This window comes from uncultured Roseobacter sp. (assembly GCF_947496515.1).
Classification (GTDB): domain Bacteria; phylum Pseudomonadota; class Alphaproteobacteria; order Rhodobacterales; family Rhodobacteraceae; genus Roseobacter.
On the sequence record NZ_CANMDB010000006.1, the window covers coordinates 246,302 to 262,101 of the forward strand.

General features: G+C 63.1%; 13 protein-coding genes and 1 pseudogene. 4 read left to right on the plus strand and 10 right to left on the minus strand.

The window, feature by feature from the left end; translation table 11 throughout:
• Positions 1 to 166: 166 nt before the first annotated feature.
• Together Q1A53_RS13190 and Q1A53_RS13195 are read right to left on the minus strand one after the other, a co-directional pair.
• On the minus strand, positions 167 to 1,957 hold the full coding sequence (locus tag Q1A53_RS13190; RefSeq protein ID WP_299967420.1) for a tetratricopeptide repeat protein: 1,791 nt from the start codon (positions 1,955 to 1,957) through the stop codon (positions 167 to 169).
• Positions 1,950 to 2,570, minus strand: a complete 621-nt coding sequence (locus tag Q1A53_RS13195) for a GNAT family protein (RefSeq protein ID WP_299967423.1) — start codon at positions 2,568 to 2,570, stop codon at positions 1,950 to 1,952. Before Q1A53_RS13195 ends, Q1A53_RS13190 begins: the two co-directional genes overlap by 8 nt.
• Positions 2,571 to 2,925: 355 nt before the next feature.
• Here Q1A53_RS13195 and Q1A53_RS13200 point away from each other — a divergent pair, with 355 nt between their 5' ends.
• Complete coding sequence (locus Q1A53_RS13200) at positions 2,926 to 3,942, plus strand: extracellular solute-binding protein (RefSeq protein WP_299967426.1); 1,017 nt, start codon at positions 2,926 to 2,928, stop codon at positions 3,940 to 3,942.
• A 209-nt stretch (positions 3,943 to 4,151) separates the two neighbouring features.
• On the opposite strand, the gene Q1A53_RS13205 is transcribed toward Q1A53_RS13200, so the two are convergent.
• From Q1A53_RS13205 to purD, 6 genes are all read right to left on the minus strand, one after another.
• Positions 4,152 to 5,000 carry an amidohydrolase family protein gene (locus Q1A53_RS13205; protein WP_366872702.1) on the minus strand — a complete coding sequence of 283 codons (849 nt, stop codon included), beginning with the start codon at positions 4,998 to 5,000 and terminating at the stop codon, positions 4,152 to 4,154.
• Positions 4,997 to 6,025, minus strand: a complete 1,029-nt coding sequence (locus tag Q1A53_RS13210) for an aldo/keto reductase (RefSeq protein WP_299967429.1) — start codon at positions 6,023 to 6,025, stop codon at positions 4,997 to 4,999. Before Q1A53_RS13210 ends, Q1A53_RS13205 begins: the two co-directional genes overlap by 4 nt.
• An 81-nt stretch (positions 6,026 to 6,106) precedes the next feature.
• Complete coding sequence (locus Q1A53_RS13215; RefSeq protein ID WP_299967432.1) at positions 6,107 to 6,460, minus strand: DUF1428 domain-containing protein; 354 nt, start codon at positions 6,458 to 6,460, stop codon at positions 6,107 to 6,109.
• Positions 6,461 to 6,504: 44 nt separating this feature from the next.
• Positions 6,505 to 7,419 (minus strand): carbohydrate ABC transporter permease, encoded by a 915-nt coding sequence (locus Q1A53_RS13220; RefSeq protein ID WP_299967435.1) that lies wholly within the window; start codon positions 7,417 to 7,419, stop codon positions 6,505 to 6,507.
• The gene (locus tag Q1A53_RS13225; RefSeq protein WP_299967438.1) at positions 7,416 to 8,519 is read right to left on the minus strand and encodes a sugar ABC transporter permease; all 1,104 of its coding nucleotides are present in this window, start codon (positions 8,517 to 8,519) and stop codon (positions 7,416 to 7,418) included. Before Q1A53_RS13225 ends, Q1A53_RS13220 begins: the two co-directional genes overlap by 4 nt.
• 134 nt (positions 8,520 to 8,653) lie before the next feature.
• Positions 8,654 to 9,925 (minus strand): phosphoribosylamine--glycine ligase, encoded by a 1,272-nt coding sequence (purD, locus tag Q1A53_RS13230; RefSeq protein ID WP_299967441.1) that lies wholly within the window; start codon positions 9,923 to 9,925, stop codon positions 8,654 to 8,656.
• Between the two features lie 161 nt (positions 9,926 to 10,086).
• Between purD and xseA the strand changes: the two genes are divergently transcribed.
• Positions 10,087 to 11,643, plus strand: a complete 1,557-nt coding sequence (xseA, locus tag Q1A53_RS13235) for an exodeoxyribonuclease VII large subunit (protein WP_299967444.1) — start codon at positions 10,087 to 10,089, stop codon at positions 11,641 to 11,643.
• 75 nt (positions 11,644 to 11,718) lie between these two features.
• Here the strand turns inward: xseA and Q1A53_RS13240 are convergent, their stop codons facing one another.
• Both Q1A53_RS13240 and Q1A53_RS13245 read right to left on the minus strand, forming a co-directional pair.
• Positions 11,719 to 12,120 (minus strand): hypothetical protein, encoded by a 402-nt coding sequence (locus tag Q1A53_RS13240; protein WP_299967446.1) that lies wholly within the window; start codon positions 12,118 to 12,120, stop codon positions 11,719 to 11,721.
• Between the two features lie 16 nt (positions 12,121 to 12,136).
• Positions 12,137 to 13,231: an alkane 1-monooxygenase gene (locus Q1A53_RS13245; RefSeq protein ID WP_299967448.1), complete on the minus strand. Its 1,095-nt coding sequence runs from the start codon at positions 13,229 to 13,231 to the stop codon at positions 12,137 to 12,139.
• A 205-nt stretch (positions 13,232 to 13,436) separates the two neighbouring features.
• Here Q1A53_RS13245 and Q1A53_RS13250 point away from each other — a divergent pair, with 205 nt between their 5' ends.
• Both Q1A53_RS13250 and Q1A53_RS13255 read left to right on the plus strand, forming a co-directional pair.
• Entirely contained in the window at positions 13,437 to 15,137 is a 1,701-nt protein-coding gene (locus Q1A53_RS13250; protein WP_299967451.1) for an NAD(P)H-dependent oxidoreductase subunit E, read from the plus strand.
• Positions 15,138 to 15,447: 310 nt separating this feature from the next.
• Positions 15,448 to 15,800, plus strand: a pseudogene (locus Q1A53_RS13255) (signal recognition particle-docking protein FtsY); the annotation flags it as partial.

The window sequence follows — 15,800 nt, forward strand, 5'->3', positions numbered from 1 at the left end:
ATCGCTGATCTGCGTTTTCCGGTAGCAAGAGCTTTGGCTTGGTCGATCCGCGCACGTCGCTCAGATCACGTCAAATCCCGGGCACTTTGTTGGTTGCTGCCTTCCGCCCCGCCGTATCTGAAGGACACCGGACACCGTCACGCTGCCAGATCACTGGATCCGGGCGCTAAAGCCCCGCGCGTTTCATCCCGTCGAAAAAATGCTGCACGTCTTCCTCGAACTTGTCAGGCTGCACCGCGGCCCAGCGTTCGATGGAGAAGTTGGGATGTGCCTCGCGCACCATATCCGCCTGGCGCCGCGCATCCTCAAGACGGCCCAGATGTGCATAGCTCGCCGCCAGGATCCGTCGGCCTTCCGTGGGGTTTTGCATCTTCTGGATGGTCGCAATCGCCTGATCGTATTGCTTGAGATTGAAATAGGCTCCACCGAGATGCCAGACGTATTGATCTGGATAGAACGGGTTCAGGCGCATCGCGTTCAGCAACAGGTCGATCGCTTCTTCAGAGCGCCCCATATGCGCCAGTGCATCCGCCATATCAGACATCAGATCAGCATCGTTCGGGTTCAGCTTCAATGCGCGCTCATAGGCATTGATGGCGGGGTCATGTTCCTTGCGATACAGATGCGCAAAGCCCAGCTCGCCGTACCCGCGCGCATCCGCGTCATCCAGATCAATCGCTTCCCGCGCGAAATTCAACGCGTCATCCAGCGCCATGTCGGGCTCATCGGTCCAGTCATACCGCCAGTCGAGGTTGAAGGTCCGCGACTTTGCTGCGTAGGCGCGGGCGTAGCGCGCATCGCTGCCGATCGCATTCTCGTAGAGGTGCCGCCCCTGCCGGACCTCGGGCTGGGTGTATTTCAGGACATGCCGGTTTCCCTGTAACACGTAACCGTAGGCCATCAGGTTTGCCGGTGGCAGCAGCCGCATCCGGTCCCGTTCCGTCGCCTCGATCCGCGCCGCGGTGGCCGAGACGATGATCTGGGTGATCTCGTCCTGCAGATCAAAGATATCCTCGATGTTGCGATTGTATTGCTCGCCCCAGATGGTGCGGTCCTGCAGCGCGTCGAGCAGTTGCAGGGTGATCCGCATCCGGTTGCCCGATTTGCGCACCGTGCCATCTACCGCATAGCGCACCCCAAGCTCACGGGCGGCCTGCGCGGGCGATTTGCTGCGATCGGCGTAGAGATTGGCGGAGCCCCGCGCGATCACAAAAAACTCATGAAAGCGCGACAGGTTGGTGGTGACGTCTTCCGTCAGCCCGTCCGCAAACCAGCCATCGGCAATGTCGCTGCCCTGAAATCCAAAGGGCAATACCACAATGGACTGGCTGGCAACGGGGCGTTCCTTGAATTCGGCCGAGTTTTCCAGATTGCGCCGCAGCCCCGGTGTCATCGCCGCTGTCGTGGGGTTCTGATGCACCTGAAAGACGTCAATGGTGCGGCCGATATTCTTGAAATCCTGACCGCCCAGGTATTCGTAGCCGTAGTTCAGCTTGTTGCACACATGATCATAGGTCGCCCCCGAAATGCAGACCTGGCCGGGGGCGGCAAAACTCTCGATCCGGGCGGCGATGTTGATGCTTTCGCCGGTGATCTCGGTACCACTGAACAGCACCTCGCCCAGATTGATCCCAAAGCGGAACCATATCTGTTCACCGGGAAGCAGGCCGTTGTTCTCCTGCTCCAGCCTGTTCTGCATCTCGATGGCGAAGTTGACCGCATCGACGGCGCTTTCAAACACCATAAAGGCGCTATCACCGGCAGAGCTGCGGAATTCGCCGCCGAAAGAGGTGATCACGGCGCGAAATGTCTCCATCCGGCCCGCCACGGACAGGGTCGTGCCCACCTCGTCACGGCTCATCATTGTGCTGAAGTTGGCCACATCGGCAAAGACCACCGCCATCAGGCGACGCTTCAATGCCGGTTGCCCACCGGAATGATGTGCCGTGTCAGCCAATGTTGTCGTCCCAAGGGTTCGGCGAAAAGGAAATCGCGGAGCGCGCGCGCGCAGTTTCAATGACCTGCTCGCGAGTTGCAATCCATTCCGTACTTAAAATACCCGCGATGACCGTATCTCGGCGTTGACCGTTCACAAACCAGCCTTCGCGGATCCGGCCTTCCTCCGAAAAACCGAATGACTCCAGCACCCGCGCGCTTGGCGTGTTGTCCTGTCGGTAAAAGGTCGTGACCCGGTGCAGCCGCAACCGCAGAAACGCCAGATCGAGGAGGGCCACGGTCATGGCCTTGGCCAGCCCGCGTTTGCGAAATGGAGCGGCCACAAAAAACGGCAGGACCGCATCGCCCTGAATATAGTTGACCGCGTCAAGCCCGCCGATGCCCCCAGGCGCGCCATCCGGCTGATCCGCGATAAACCAGAAGGCACGCGGATTGCCCTTTTGCGCCAGCGCATCCCGCCATGTCTCGCGCAGGGCATCTGCGCTGACCGGAACGGGCAGGCTGCGGTCGAAGAGCGCGGCGTCTTCCATATGCCAGAACCAGTCGGCGATCCGCGAGATATCAGCGAGTTCCATGGGGCGCCAGGTCAGCAGGTCGGCAGTCTCTTTGGTCATGTGATCTATCCTCATAGCCGGAACAAAAATGCCGCGCCACGGGCCGCAGGACCGCATACGGACACGTCCGCCTAGAAACTACCCCTCGCTCATTAATGACGTTTTGTACTACCGTACGTCCCGAAAAAGCAACGAATCTTCGGGAGTTGCAGGACGACGGTAAACGTGTTGCGCGGCCCGGGTCTGTGAAGTTCCTCACGCCTCGGTAGAAAAAAATATCCGTCGCACGACGCAGATGTCAGGTTGCCAGCCCGGCACCCGATAATTTCCGATTAATTTCATCAACTATATTGCCTTCCCGGGCGAAATTGGTAATTGAGTAAAACCATAAGGATTTCATCATAGGGAGACACCCATGACTGCCAGGACTTCATTCGTCACGCTCGCCGTCGCCGCGATCACCGCGACAAGCGCTTACGCCGAAGGCGAGTTGAACCTCTATTCCTCACGCCACTACGACACGGATGAGCGGCTCTATTCCGACTTCACCGAGGCCACTGGCATCACCATCAACCGGATCGAGGGCAACGCGGACGAGTTGATCGCCCGCATGGAAGCCGAAGGCGCCAACTCGCCCGCGGACATCCTGCTGACCGTGGACACGTCGCGGCTGGAGCGGGCCAAGGATGCAGGCGTGTTGCAATCCATCGACAGCGCCGTGCTGGAAGAGCGCATCCCCGCCAACCTGCAGGACAGCGACAACCAGTGGTTCGGGTTTTCACAGCGGGCGCGGATCATCTTTTACGACAAGGCCGATGTGACCGAGCCGCCCGCGAACTACGTGGCGCTGGCCGATCCGGCCTACAAGGGCATGGTCTGCCACCGCTCGTCCTCCAACGTGTATAGCCAGACGCTGCTGGCTGCGGTGATCGAAAACCACGGAGAAGAGGCCGCCAAGGCGTGGGCGCAGGGTGTTGTGGATAACTTCGCACGCGAGCCCGAAGGTGGGGATACCGATCAGCTGCGCGGTCTGGTGTCGGGTCAATGCGACATCTCGATCTCGAACACCTATTATTTCGCCCGCGCGATCCGCAAAGATGTGGACGGGCTGTCGTCTGATCTTGATAAAATCGGCTGGGTCTTCCCTGCGCAGGACGCCGAGGGTGCGCATATGAACCTCTCGGGCGGCGGTGTGGCGGCGAATGCGCCTAACCTGGAGAACGCGATTGCCTTCATGGAATACCTCGCCTCCGATCAGGCACAGCAGTATTTCTCTGCTGGGAACGACGAATACCCCGCTGTACCCGGTGTGCCGGTCAGTGAGAGCGTCGAGAAACTGGGCGAGTATGAGGGCGACGATGTGGATCTGTCTGCAGTGGCCAAGAACGTACCGGTGGCTCAGAAGATCTTCAACGAAGTCGGCTGGAAGTAAGCCCTATTGGCTAAAAAGAACCCAAGGCGCGGCTCCGGCCGCGCCTTTTTTTTGCCGGCTTCGGGGTGTGTATCCCCGGAAATCGGGAGCCTTTCTGCCGGTCTTCGCGCAGAGGTTTGGCCCGCGCCTGACCGCAAGAGTGCAGAGGACCCGTGGTTTGCCGCGCTATTCAAAGCATCGGCTCCTCATGCCCATGAGGCACTGACCTTCTAGCCCAGACCGTAGAATCGCGTTGCGGTCCCGCCAAAGACATCGGCGCGCGCGGCCTCGCTCAGATCTGCGGTGAGGCTTTGTGCGGTGTTGTGCCAGCCCGCGTATTCCGACTGCAACCGGCAAACCGGCCAGTCAGATCCCCACATGACCCGAGCGGGGCCTAATACCTCCAGAATGTGGTCTGAGAAGGGGCGCAGATCGTCGACCTGCCAGCCGTCAGCGGCCTCCGTCACCAATCCCGACAGCTTGCAGAGAGCGCCCGTGTCTTCCGCGATCTTTCCCATACCCTCGGCCCAATCGGCAAAGACCTCTTCACCGGCCATCGCTCGGGCGATCTGCGGTTTCATGCCGTGGTCGATCACCGTGCGCAGTGTTGGATAGCGCGTCAGCAGGCGGTGGAAATTCGGCAGATGCCGGGGAAACCCAAGCGCGTCGAAGGTCAGGTTCAGATCGATGAGCGCTTGGTAAGCCCATTGCACGTCGTCCCGCAGCATCCAGTCCACATCGGGGATGTCCTGTATCATCGGGCGAACACCGACAAACTTCGGGTGCGCGGCGAGCCTTTCCAGCACCGGCAACTGACCGGCATCCTCGAAATCGATCCAGCCAACCATGCCAAGGATGCTGTCTGCCCCATCCGCGACGCCCAAGAGGTATTCCGTCTCTGCCACGCTGGCGGCGGCCTGCACCACAACGGTGCCGCTGATCCCGCAGTCCTCCAGCAGCGGCGCCAGATCGCCCGGCACATAAGGGCGGTTCAGGATCGCGTTGTCCTGCGGCATCCAGTCATAATCCCCGCGCGAAGGGCGCCAGTAGTGCTGGTGCGCGTCGATCCGCAGGCTCACGTAGGGGCGTCCTGCCGCATCAGGCCCGTTGCCTTCAGATCCTCCCAGAGAGCGGCAGGGATCTCCGCCTGCGCGGCTTGCAGATTGCCCGCCATCTCCGACGCACCTTGACCGCCGGGGATGACCGCCACATGGGCAGGATGCAACAACGGGAACTGGAACGCGGCGTCCACCATGCGCACACCGTGATCGGCGCAGACAGCCTCGATGGCGCTCACGCGGTCGAGGATGTCCTGCTGGGCTGGCTCATAATTGTAGTAGGCGCCGGGCTTGGCGCCGGTGGCCAGAATGCCCGAGTTATAGGGACCTCCCGTCACGATCCCGATGCCCCGCGCCTCGCAGAGCGGCAAAAAGCTGTTCAGCGCCTCCTGCTCCAGCAGCGTGTAGCGTCCCGCCAGCAGGAAGAGGTCGAAATCGCCACGCTCTGCCAGCGTCTGACACACCTCCCATTCGTTCACGCCGCCACCGATGGCGCGGATTGCGCCCTGATCGCGCAAGCTGACCATCGCGTCATAGCCGCGTCCCGCAAAAAACTCCTCGATCCGCATGTCCGAGACGTCCTTGGAGCCGTGGCTGAAGATGCAGAGATCATGCACGTAGAGGATGTCGATCCGGTCGACCCCGAGCCGCGCAAAGGAGTGCTCGACCGACCGCATGACCCCGTCATAGGTGTAGTCATAGTGCTCGCGCCGCTGGGGCACGTCGAACCATTTGCCAACGCCCGAGCGGTGCTCCGGCGCGCAGGGCTGGATGAGGCGGCCCACCTTTGACGACAGCACATAGTCATCCCGCGGCTTGTCGCGCAGGAAGGCGTTGAGCCGCGTCTCCGACAGCCCTAGCCCGTAAAGAGGTGCGGTATCAAAGTAGCGCACACCGCCGTCCCATGCCGCATCGAGCGTGGCGCGCGCGTCCGCATCACTGATCGCGCGATATAGATTGCCCAAAGGGGCCGTGCCAAAGCCCAGCTCGGTAAAGCTCAACCCGCCGTTGCCCAGCCGATCCCAATGTCGTGTTTTCAATGCCATGCGGCCGTCCTCCCTGACTTGGCCGCAGTCTAGAAGCTTCGCTTGGCGGATGGAACGGCAATCGCGCGATAGCTTGGGGCGTCAGGTTTCCAGAATGGTCTCGAAACCGCCAAAGATCATGCGCTTGCCGTCGAACGGCATCGGGTTGACGTCAGGCGCCATCTCCGGATCTTCCATGATCTTGGCCCAGCCCGTTTCACGCGCCTCTTTGGAGGGCCAGATCACCCAGGAAAAGGCGACCGTCTCATCCTCGCCGCACTGGACGGCCATGGGAAAGGACGTGACCTCTCCGGGCGGGACTTCGTCGCCCCAGTTCTCCACTGTCTTCAATGCGCCGTGGCGCTTGAATATTTCGCCCGCGATCCGCGCGTGTTCGATGAACGCCTGCTTTTTGTCGTTCGGAACAGCGGCCACAAAACCGTCTACGTAGGACATGATTCACCCTCCTGTGCTGGGTGCAGCATAGCATGGGAGGGGCGCTATTTCACCGCCCCCGCAGCCATGCCCTTGATGATATATTTCTCCAGAAAAATCGCCACGATCACCAGCGGCAGGATCGCCGCTGACGACAGCGCCGCCATGGACCACCAGTTGATGCCCTGGCTGCCCGTCTGGCTGGCGACCATCACCGGCAGGGTCTTGGCATCAGTGGAGGTCAGCAGCGCGGCAAAGAAATACTCGTTCCAGCAGAGCACGAGGCTGAGAATGAAGGCTGCGACCATGCCGGGCAGGGCGATGGGCAGGACGATCTGGCAGAACGCACCCCAGATCCCGAGGCCATCAACCAACGCGGCCTCTTCCAACTCCACCGGAATGCCCTGAAACTGGTCGCGCATGATCCAGATGACGATGGGCAGGACCATGAGCGTATAGAGCAGGATCAGCCCCACGCGGCTGTCCAGCAGGTCGAGCGAGCGGTAGAGCACCAGAAAGGGCAGCGCCAGCACCACTGGCGGCAGGATCATCTGGCTGAGAAAGAAAAACGAAATGTCGGAATTGCGCATGAAACCGAAGCGGTAGCCGAAGCGCGACAACCCGTAGGCCGCGAGCGAACCAAGGACCACCGCGAGGGTCGAGGCAGAGACCGCGACGATGGCGGAATTCCAGAAACGCTTGAGGAATTCCTCGCGGACGGTGGAGACTTCTCCGATCAGCCGGGGCGAGAAGCCCAAGGACTCCCAGCCTTTCCACTTTGGCGTGAAATCCACGAAGGGGATCATATTGCCGCGCATGACATCAGGTGCCAGCTTGAACGAGGTGGTCAGCGTCCAGTAGATCGGAAAGAGGCAGATCACGGCCCAGAGGATGAGTGCCGCATATATGGCGACGCGGCTGCTCCACCATTTGACCTTCACCTGCCGGTCGCTCGCGTGATCCTTGAAAACCGCTGTCATGCAGGGCGCTCCATCCAGCGGCTGACGACTTTAAGCAGCGCGGTGATAAAGAGGATGATCAGGATCAGGTAGATCATCGCCAGCAGTGTGCCGTAGCCCACGTTGGACCTGTCCCGGTATTCCCGGAAGATAAAGCTTGTGACGGAATCAGTGGCACCCCCCGGCCCGCCGGAGGTCACGTTGATGATGATATCCGCCAGCTTCAGCTTGAAGATGATGCGGATCACGATGGCGGTGACGGAGACAGGCAGCATCAGCGGAAAGATCACCTCCTTGAAGCTTTGCCAGCCGCTGGCACCATCGACTTTGCTGGCCTCGATGACCTCGCGGGGCAGCGCCTGCAGGCCGGCCAGTAGCATGATCATCATGAAGGGGATGAAGGTCCAGGCATCCATCGCCATGATCATGAAGCGTGCCATTTCCGGGCTGCCGAAAAAGCTGGGTTCGAACCCCATCTCCCGCACGACACGTGAGATCGGGCCAAAACGCACCTCCAGCATTGACTTGCCCACCATCCACGACACGGCCACCGGGCTCAGCATCAAAGGCAGTAGAAAGACGATGCGAAAGAACTTGCGCGCCCGGATCTGTGCGTTGAGCAGCAGCGCGAGACCGAAGGCGATGACGTATTCGACGCTGACGGCAGCGACGTAATAGACCATGTTTTTCAAGGCGTTCCAGTAGAAGGCATCGCCCCACATCTGGCGCATGTTATCCCAACCATTGGGCTGCGGTCCGCTCAGCGAGGCAAGGTTCCAGTCGGTGAACGAGATGTAGAGCGCAAAGAGCAGCGGAAAGACCACGAGGCTGATCACGAAGAGCGCTGCGGGCAGGACAAAGAGCGCGCGCTTGCCCCGCTCGCCGTGCACGATCACCTGTGCCGCACAGAGCGCCGTGGCCCAGAGCAGGTAGGCGTAGAGGACGGGCCGCCAGTTGTCAAAGCCCCAGCCGAGCGTGCCGGCGTCGTGGGCAAATTGTAAGGTGGCCAGCGTAGCGGTCAGCGCGACCGTGCCCCAGACCATCGCCCGCCCCATACGCCGCCGTCTGGTCGAGATCGTGTCCGCTGTGACGGTATGCAGCAGGTCGCCTTGGGTACTCATCTCGCGACGTTAGCGTCGTGCGGGCAGGGTGTTAACCCCTTTTCGTGGGCTTTTTTGACCGTAGGATCGCGCGTCAGGCTGGGCGGCGTTTCCGGTCCTACCGATCCCGTCTCGCGGTCGAAGGACCCGCCGCCTCAGCCTGCCGTCAGCGCGCGCCAGCCGATATCGCGGCGATAAAAACCTTCCGCCCAGTCGATCCGGTTCACCATCTCGTAGGCCGCATCCCGGGCGGCTTGCAGGCTCTCGGCCCGCGCGGTCACCGCGAGAACGCGCCCGCCGCTGGCGACCACATCGCCGCCTGACCGCGCGGTGCCTGCATGAAACACCATGTTGCGGCTGTCGGCGGGCAGGGCGTCGAGCCCGCCGATCACCGATCCTTTCTCGTAGCTGCCCGGGTAGCCTCGTGCGGCCAGAACGACTGTCATCGCGTGGTCCTCGGCCCAGTTCACCTGCGCCTCCGCCAGACGCCCCTCCGCACAGGCCTGGATGAGGTCGAGCACCTGTGCGCCCAGCCGCAGCATCAGGGCCTGACATTCCGGATCGCCAAAGCGGACGTTGTACTCCACCAGCCGCGGGTTGCCGTCTTCGATCATCAGCCCGACGAAGAGCACGCCCTGATAGGGTGTGCCCTGCCGGACCATCTCCGCCAGTGTCGGCTTCACGATGCGGTCAAGCGTCGCCGTAATCACCGCATCGGTCATCACCGGCGCGGGAGAGTAGGCGCCCATGCCGCCGGTGTTGGGGCCGGTGTCACCTTCACCCACGCGCTTGTGGTCCTGTGCCGTCCCAAGAGGCACTGCCGTCTCCCCGTCACACAGCACAAAGAACGACGCCTCCTCGCCGGTCATGAATTCCTCGATCACCACTTCGGCGCCCGCTGTACCAAAGCTGCCGCCGAACATATCGTCCACCGCGGACAGGGCCTCCGCCTTGGTCTGAGCGATGATCACGCCCTTGCCCGCCGCAAGTCCGTCGGCCTTGATCACGATCGGTGCGCCCTGTGCCTCGACATAGGCGCGGGCCGCAGCAGCGTCGGTGAAATGCCCGTAGCGGGCGGTTGGCACCTGTGCTGCGTCACAGATGCGCTTGGTGAAAGCCTTTGACGCTTCGAGCTGGGCGGCCGCCCAGCTTGGCCCAAAGACGGCAATCCCCGTCGCGCGCAGCCTGTCGGAGACACCGGCTGCCAGTGGGGCCTCGGGTCCGATGATGACCAGATCAATCGCGTTTTCTTCGGCAAATGTGGCCACCGCACCGCCGTCTTCGATGTTGAGCGTCGCGCAGTCGGCGATCTCCGCGATGCCTGCATTGCCGGGCGCCACGATCAGCCGGTCGCACTTGGGGTTCTGCAACACTGCCCAGGCCAGACTGTGCTCGCGCCCGCCGCCGCCCAAAATCAGAATGTTCATGCCCCGACCCCTCGTGATGGTTGGCGCAGGTGATAGGGTCAGCAGCGCGCGGGCGCAAGCGATCCGCGATGCGATGCCCTTTGCCATCGGTCAAAGGGTGGTGGCGCGATCCTGCGGTCAGGTGATCTTTCACCACCCCGGGAGTTGCGTTACGGTGCGGCATGGATCTGATCGACACGCCCGACGAAGGGCTCAACAGCCCCGAATTCACCGTCACCGAGCTTTCCGGCGCGATCAAGCGCGTGGTGGAAGGGGAGTTCGCCCATGTACGTATCCGCGGTGAGGTGGGGCGGGTGTCGCGGCCCCGGTCGGGCCATGTGTATCTGGATCTCAAGGACGACCGGGCGGTGATCTCCGGTGTGGTCTGGAAGGGGGTCGCGGCTCGGCTGCAGACCCAGCCCGAAGAGGGGATGGAGGTCGTGGCCACGGGCCGCGTCACCACCTTTGCCGGGCAATCCAAGTACCAGATCGTGATCGAGGACATCAAACCCGCGGGAATCGGCGCATTGATGGCGCTTCTTGAAAAGCGCAAAAAAGCGCTGGAGGCCGAAGGGCTCTTCGATCCTACACGCAAACGTCCCGTGCCCTATCTGCCGGAGGTGATCGGGGTGGTGACCTCGCCCTCCGGCGCCGTGATCCGCGATATCCTGCACCGGCTGCGTGACCGGTTTCCGCGCAAGGTGCTGATCTGGCCCGTCGCGGTGCAGGGGGCGAAATGCGCGCCGGAGGTGGCGCGCGCCATCACTGGGTTCAACGCGCTCAGCCCCGGGGGCGCGCTGCCGCGGCCCGACCTGCTGATCGTCGCACGGGGCGGCGGCTCGGTCGAGGATCTGTGGGGCTTTAACGAGGAAATCGTGGCCCGGGCCGCCGCGGCTTCGGAGATCCCGCTGATCTCCGCCGTGGGGCACGAGACCGATACGACCCTGATTGACTACGTGTCGGACAAGCGCGCGCCCACGCCCACGGCAGCCGCAGAATTGGCGGTACCGGTGCGCCACGAGCTTATCGCCTGGCTTGACGGTCAGGATGCGCGGATGCGCCAGGCGCTCAGCCAAGGCCTCAGCACCCGCGGCCAGCGGTTGCGGGACATGGCCCGGGCACTACCGCGCGCCGAAAGCCTGCTGGAAAGTCCGCGCCAGCGGCTTGATTTGCAGGCGGGCAGGCTGGGGCCCGCGCTGATGGCAGGTGTGCAGCGGCGCAAACTGCGGCTCGCGGATATCAGCGGCAGCCTGCGGCCTGCCACGCTGGGGCGCGGCCTTGCGGCAGAGCGGCGGCGGCTTACCGCGCTGTCGGACCGGCTGGCCCCGGCGCTGGCGCGGTCGGTGGCCTTGAGGCGCGATGCGATGACCGCGCAGTCCCGCCGGTTCCGCCCGGCCACGCTCAGCCGGGATCTCAGCCAAAAGTCCGATCATCTGAGCCGCGTGCTGGCACAGCTCTCGGCAGCGGGTGCGCGCAGCATCTCTAGCTGGCGCGCACGCATTGACGCCGCCGAACGCCTGCGCCGCACCCTTGGTTACGAGGCCACGCTGGAGCGGGGCTTTGCGGTGGTGCGCAGCGAAGGGCGGGTCATCACCGATAGCAAGGCCGCCAAAAAGGCGTCTGCGCTGGAAATACAATTTGCCGACGGTCGCGTGGAACTTGGCGCGCAAGGTGCCGCGCGGCCCGCCGCACCGCGCCGGGCCAAAACACCACCGGAGGATCAAGGGTCCCTCTTCTAGGATTGAGTGGCTTCGCCACAGGTCCTCCCATGGCGACGCAGAAACCTCGCGCTGGCGGCCCGATCCCCGAGAGGCTCACACCCCGATCTTGGGCCCCAGGCACAGCATTTCTTCATTGACGGCATCGGCCTCGTAGAGCTCGGTCGTCCCCGGCCTGTTCTGGAACCGGGCCACCAGTCCGCCCCCCTCCTTGTGAAAGGTCCAGCATTGCGGGCCGGTGCCGTCCTCGTAGACAAAGCAGATCTGGCCCGCTTCCTCGTACCATTCACCGGATTTGCACTCGCCATCCAGAAACGACCAGACGACCCGTCGGTTGTCGAGATACTCCTCGGCACCGTAGGTGACGCCATTGTCGCCATAAAACAGGGTCTTGCCTCGGGTATAGTCGTCGAATTCCTGCGCGGTCATGGTGTCTTTGGCCAGGATTGGCGTGGCCAGAAGGCAAAGGGCGGGAAGGAGGATAGGGGTTATTTTCATACGCTTGAACATCTCGTTACTCTGACAGAAGGACGGCCGTGCGGCCAGATGGAGGCACCGGGGCGGGCGGCTGTTTGCCGTCGGCCGCGGGGGTTTGTGCCTGAATTTTGCGCACCCGGGGGTCCATGACATGCCGCCACAGCGGCGGGGCCAGCGCCAGCGCAGCCATCAGCGGCACCGATCCGGGCAAGGTGGGCATCAAGCCGGGATCATGCCGCAGCGTGTCAAAGGACCGGCCTGGGTTCATATGATGATCCGAATGCAGCGGCGCGTTCAGCATCACGGCGGCGGAGAACCTTTGCGGTGCGTTCCAGCTGTGCTGCGGACCGATGGGCTCTGGCTTGCCCGCGGCATCAACGCGGCGGCGCAACCCGTAGTGCTGCACATAGTCCGACAGCATCAGTTGCAGATGGGCGTGCAGCGCCAAAAGCAGCAGCGTGACAATCCCGATGATCCCCCCCAGAACGCCAGCACAGATCAGCGTGAGCGCCGATCCGGCAAGATACGCCACATAGGGGTGCTGCCAGAGGGGCTGATCCGCGCGCCGCGCCCGCTCCACCCGCCACCCGGCCACGAACTCATCGCGCAACACGGTCGCAAAGAACCGCCAGAACCCGCGGCCCAGTGGCGCGGAATTCGGATCGCGTGCGGTGCCCGCGTGCACATGGTGGACCAGCAGGTGGGCGGAGACATGCTGACCGTTCATCAGCGAGCAATAGATGGCGGCGCCCAGCCTGCGCGAGGGTCTGTCGGGGCGGTGAATAAGCTCATGCGCGCAGGCATTCGAGACCTGACCGACATAAAGCCCCAACCCGATGCCGAGCGCGAGTTTCTGCCCCGGATCAAGGTGATCTCCCGCACCGATGGCCCAGACCCCGGTGCCCAGCAGCACGAAGTGCCCCCAGCCGAGCAGCCGAGGCAACCAGTGGCGCGCGGTTGGATCCGGATCACAGGCGATCCGAGAGCCGTCCATCAGCATCACCAGCGCCGTCATCGCGGCCGGCCCCGCATAGGCCCACACCCCGCCCGCAAAGGCTCCGACAGCCAGCAACAGGGCCGGCGCCAGGCTGGCGCTGGCAAAGGCCAGCGTGGAGGGTCGGATACCGATCATAGGGATTTGTTTACCCTGAGCGGGGCCGCTGGCCAAGCAATCGTCACCGTCGCAGTTAAGGTCAGAAGTTTCTGATGGGATACAGAGCGTCGGTTCTGGTCCTTCGGGTGCGCCCGATTGGCCATATGCTGGGCGGGAGCGGGCTGATATGGTCGCGCGAGCTAATCGGGCCGCAGCGCGCGCGGCAGCAGGGAGACGACCACAGATGGCACTGGACCGCACAGGGCAAGCACCGCAAAAAGGGGTGTGGAAATCGGGCAAGGGCAAGGGGCGCCGTCACACCAAAGGCCGCCAGCTGAATGATGCAGCCTGGGAAGAGGTGCGGGCATTGCTGGGCGAGACGCCGCGCGACCGGGATCTGCTGATCGAATTCCTGCATCTCATTCAGGACCGCTTTGGCCATCTGTCTGCGGCGCATCTGCGCGCTCTGGCCGAAGAAATGCGCCTGTCGATGGCAGAGATCTACGAGGTCGCGACCTTCTATGCGCATTTCGATGTGGTCAAGGAAGGCGAGACGCCGCCGCCCGCGCTGACAATCCGCGTCTGTGACAGCCTGTCGTGCGAGCTTGCGGGGGCGCAGGCGCTGAAATCCGCGCTGGAAGACGGGCTGGACCCGAGCGAGGTGCGCGTGTTGCGCGCGCCTTGCATGGGGCGTTGCGACACAGCGCCGGTGCTGGAACTCGGGCACGCCCACATCGACCACGCTACGTCCGCCAAGGTCGCGGCGGCCATCGCGGCGGGTGACACTCACGCGGTTGTTCCTGACTACGAGACATATGCGGCCTATGCGGCGTCCGGTGGCTATGAGACACTGAGCACCCTGCGTGAGGGTGGTGATTGGGAAGCGGTCCAGGACAAGGTCCTTGCCTCCGGTCTGCGGGGCCTCGGTGGGGCCGGTTTCCCCTCCGGCAAGAAATGGGGATTTGTGCGGGCCAATGCGGGGCCGTGCTATCTGGCGGTCAACGGGGATGAGGGCGAGCCCGGTACCTTCAAGGACCGCTACTATCTGGAGCGTATGCCGCATCTCTTTCTCGAAGGCATGCTGATCGCCGCCTGGGCGGTCGAGGCGGAGCGCGTCTACATCTACATGCGCGACGAGTATCCGGCGGTTCTGGAGATCCTGAGGCGCGAGATCGCAGCCCTCGAGGCCGCCGGAATTGTGGAGCCGGGCTACGTCGATCTGCGCCGCGGCGCGGGGGCCTACATTTGCGGTGAAGAAAGCGCCATGATCGAAAGCATCGAGGGCAAGCGCGGTATGCCGCGGCACCGTCCGCCCTATGTGGCGCAGGTGGGGCTCTTTGGCCGGCCGACGCTGGTGCACAACGTGGAGACGTTGCATTGGGTGGCGCGGATCTGCCGGGAAGGGCCGGAGATCCTGTCGTCGGTGGAAAAGAACGGCCGCAAGGGACTGCGCAGCTATTCCGTCTCGGGCCGCGTATCGGCCCCCGGCGTCTATCTTTTGCCCGCGGGCTCGACTATCACGGATATCATTGAGGCGGCGGGCGGCATGTTGCCCGGGCACATCTTCAAGGCCTACCAACCCGGCGGGCCTTCGGCGGGGATCCTGCCCGCGGCAATCTCAGACGTGCCTCTCGATTTCGACACGCTGCAGCCTTACGACAGTTTCATCGGTTCGGCGGCCGTGGTGGTGCTGTCGGATCAGGACAGCGCGCGGGGTGCGGCGCTCAACATGCTGCGGTTCTTCGAGGATGAAAGCTGCGGTCAGTGCACGCCCTGCCGGGTCGGCTGTGAAAAAGCCGTGAAGCTGATGCAACAGGACCGCTGGGACACAAAGCTCTTGCAAGAGCTTTCCACCGCGATGGTCGACGCGTCTATCTGCGGGCTGGGTCAGGCGGCGCCCAACTCCATCCGCCATGTGATGAAACACTTCGCCGACGAGATCTGACCGCCATTCCGACCCTCCCGCGGGTCGTCTGACCCCGGAGCTGCCACTGTGCCTGATCCGCTGTGGTGACCGCTGGCAGCCAAACGGTCCGTCTGATATGCGGTGCTTCCTCTGAGCGGCACTTGCTGGCAGGTCGCTCTGCACATTACGGCGTTGTTGATGCACGCGGTTTTTGCGCCTCGCGGTCTTCACATTTCGGGGAAAACAGTCGATGTGAGAAACGCGGGTTGCGGCAGGCCGTCGCAAGACGCCATCCGGCGTGCCACTCACAGTCTCCGCCACGCGACAGCTTTGACGAAAGGGCCGGGAAATGGCGTTTTTCAAAAAACTCAAGGACCGGCTTTTCAAGTCTTCTTCCAGGATCGACGAAGGGCTGGAGGCCATCGTCGAGGACGGCGGCACCGAGGAAGCGGTTGCAGAGGTGGCGCCGCCCGCCGATCTCCCCGTCGATGAGGCCATGGCCGCACCCGCCGCGGCACCCGAGATCTTGCCCGAAACGGTGGATCCCGAACCGGCACCTCTGCCCGTTGAGCCTGCAACATCATCCGAACCGCTTGACATAGCGCCGCAGGAAGACATTCCAGAGCCAGAGCCAGAGCCAGAGCCAGAGCCAGAGCCAGAGCCAGAGCCAGAGCCAGAGCCAGAGCCAGAGCCAGAGCCAGA

Excerpts from the sequence above, each read along its gene's own strand:
- Q1A53_RS13195 (WP_299967423.1), bottom strand. The coding sequence starts at position 2,570 with ATGACCAAAGAGACTGCCGACCTGCTGACCTGGCGCCCCATGGAACTC.
- Q1A53_RS13200 (WP_299967426.1), top strand. The coding sequence starts at position 2,926 with ATGACTGCCAGGACTTCATTCGTCACGCTCGCCGTCGCCGCGATCACC.
- Q1A53_RS13210 (WP_299967429.1), bottom strand. The coding sequence starts at position 6,025 with ATGGCATTGAAAACACGACATTGGGATCGGCTGGGCAACGGCGGGTTG.
- Q1A53_RS13215 (WP_299967432.1), bottom strand. The coding sequence starts at position 6,460 with ATGTCCTACGTAGACGGTTTTGTGGCCGCTGTTCCGAACGACAAAAAG.
- Q1A53_RS13220 (WP_299967435.1), bottom strand. The coding sequence starts at position 7,419 with ATGACAGCGGTTTTCAAGGATCACGCGAGCGACCGGCAGGTGAAGGTC.
- Q1A53_RS13225 (WP_299967438.1), bottom strand. The coding sequence starts at position 8,519 with ATGAGTACCCAAGGCGACCTGCTGCATACCGTCACAGCGGACACGATC.
- purD (WP_299967441.1), bottom strand. The coding sequence starts at position 9,925 with ATGAACATTCTGATTTTGGGCGGCGGCGGGCGCGAGCACAGTCTGGCC.
- xseA (WP_299967444.1), top strand. The coding sequence starts at position 10,087 with ATGGATCTGATCGACACGCCCGACGAAGGGCTCAACAGCCCCGAATTC.
- Q1A53_RS13240 (WP_299967446.1), bottom strand. The coding sequence starts at position 12,120 with ATGAAAATAACCCCTATCCTCCTTCCCGCCCTTTGCCTTCTGGCCACG.
- Q1A53_RS13245 (WP_299967448.1), bottom strand. The coding sequence starts at position 13,231 with ATGATCGGTATCCGACCCTCCACGCTGGCCTTTGCCAGCGCCAGCCTG.
- Q1A53_RS13250 (WP_299967451.1), top strand. The coding sequence starts at position 13,437 with ATGGCACTGGACCGCACAGGGCAAGCACCGCAAAAAGGGGTGTGGAAA.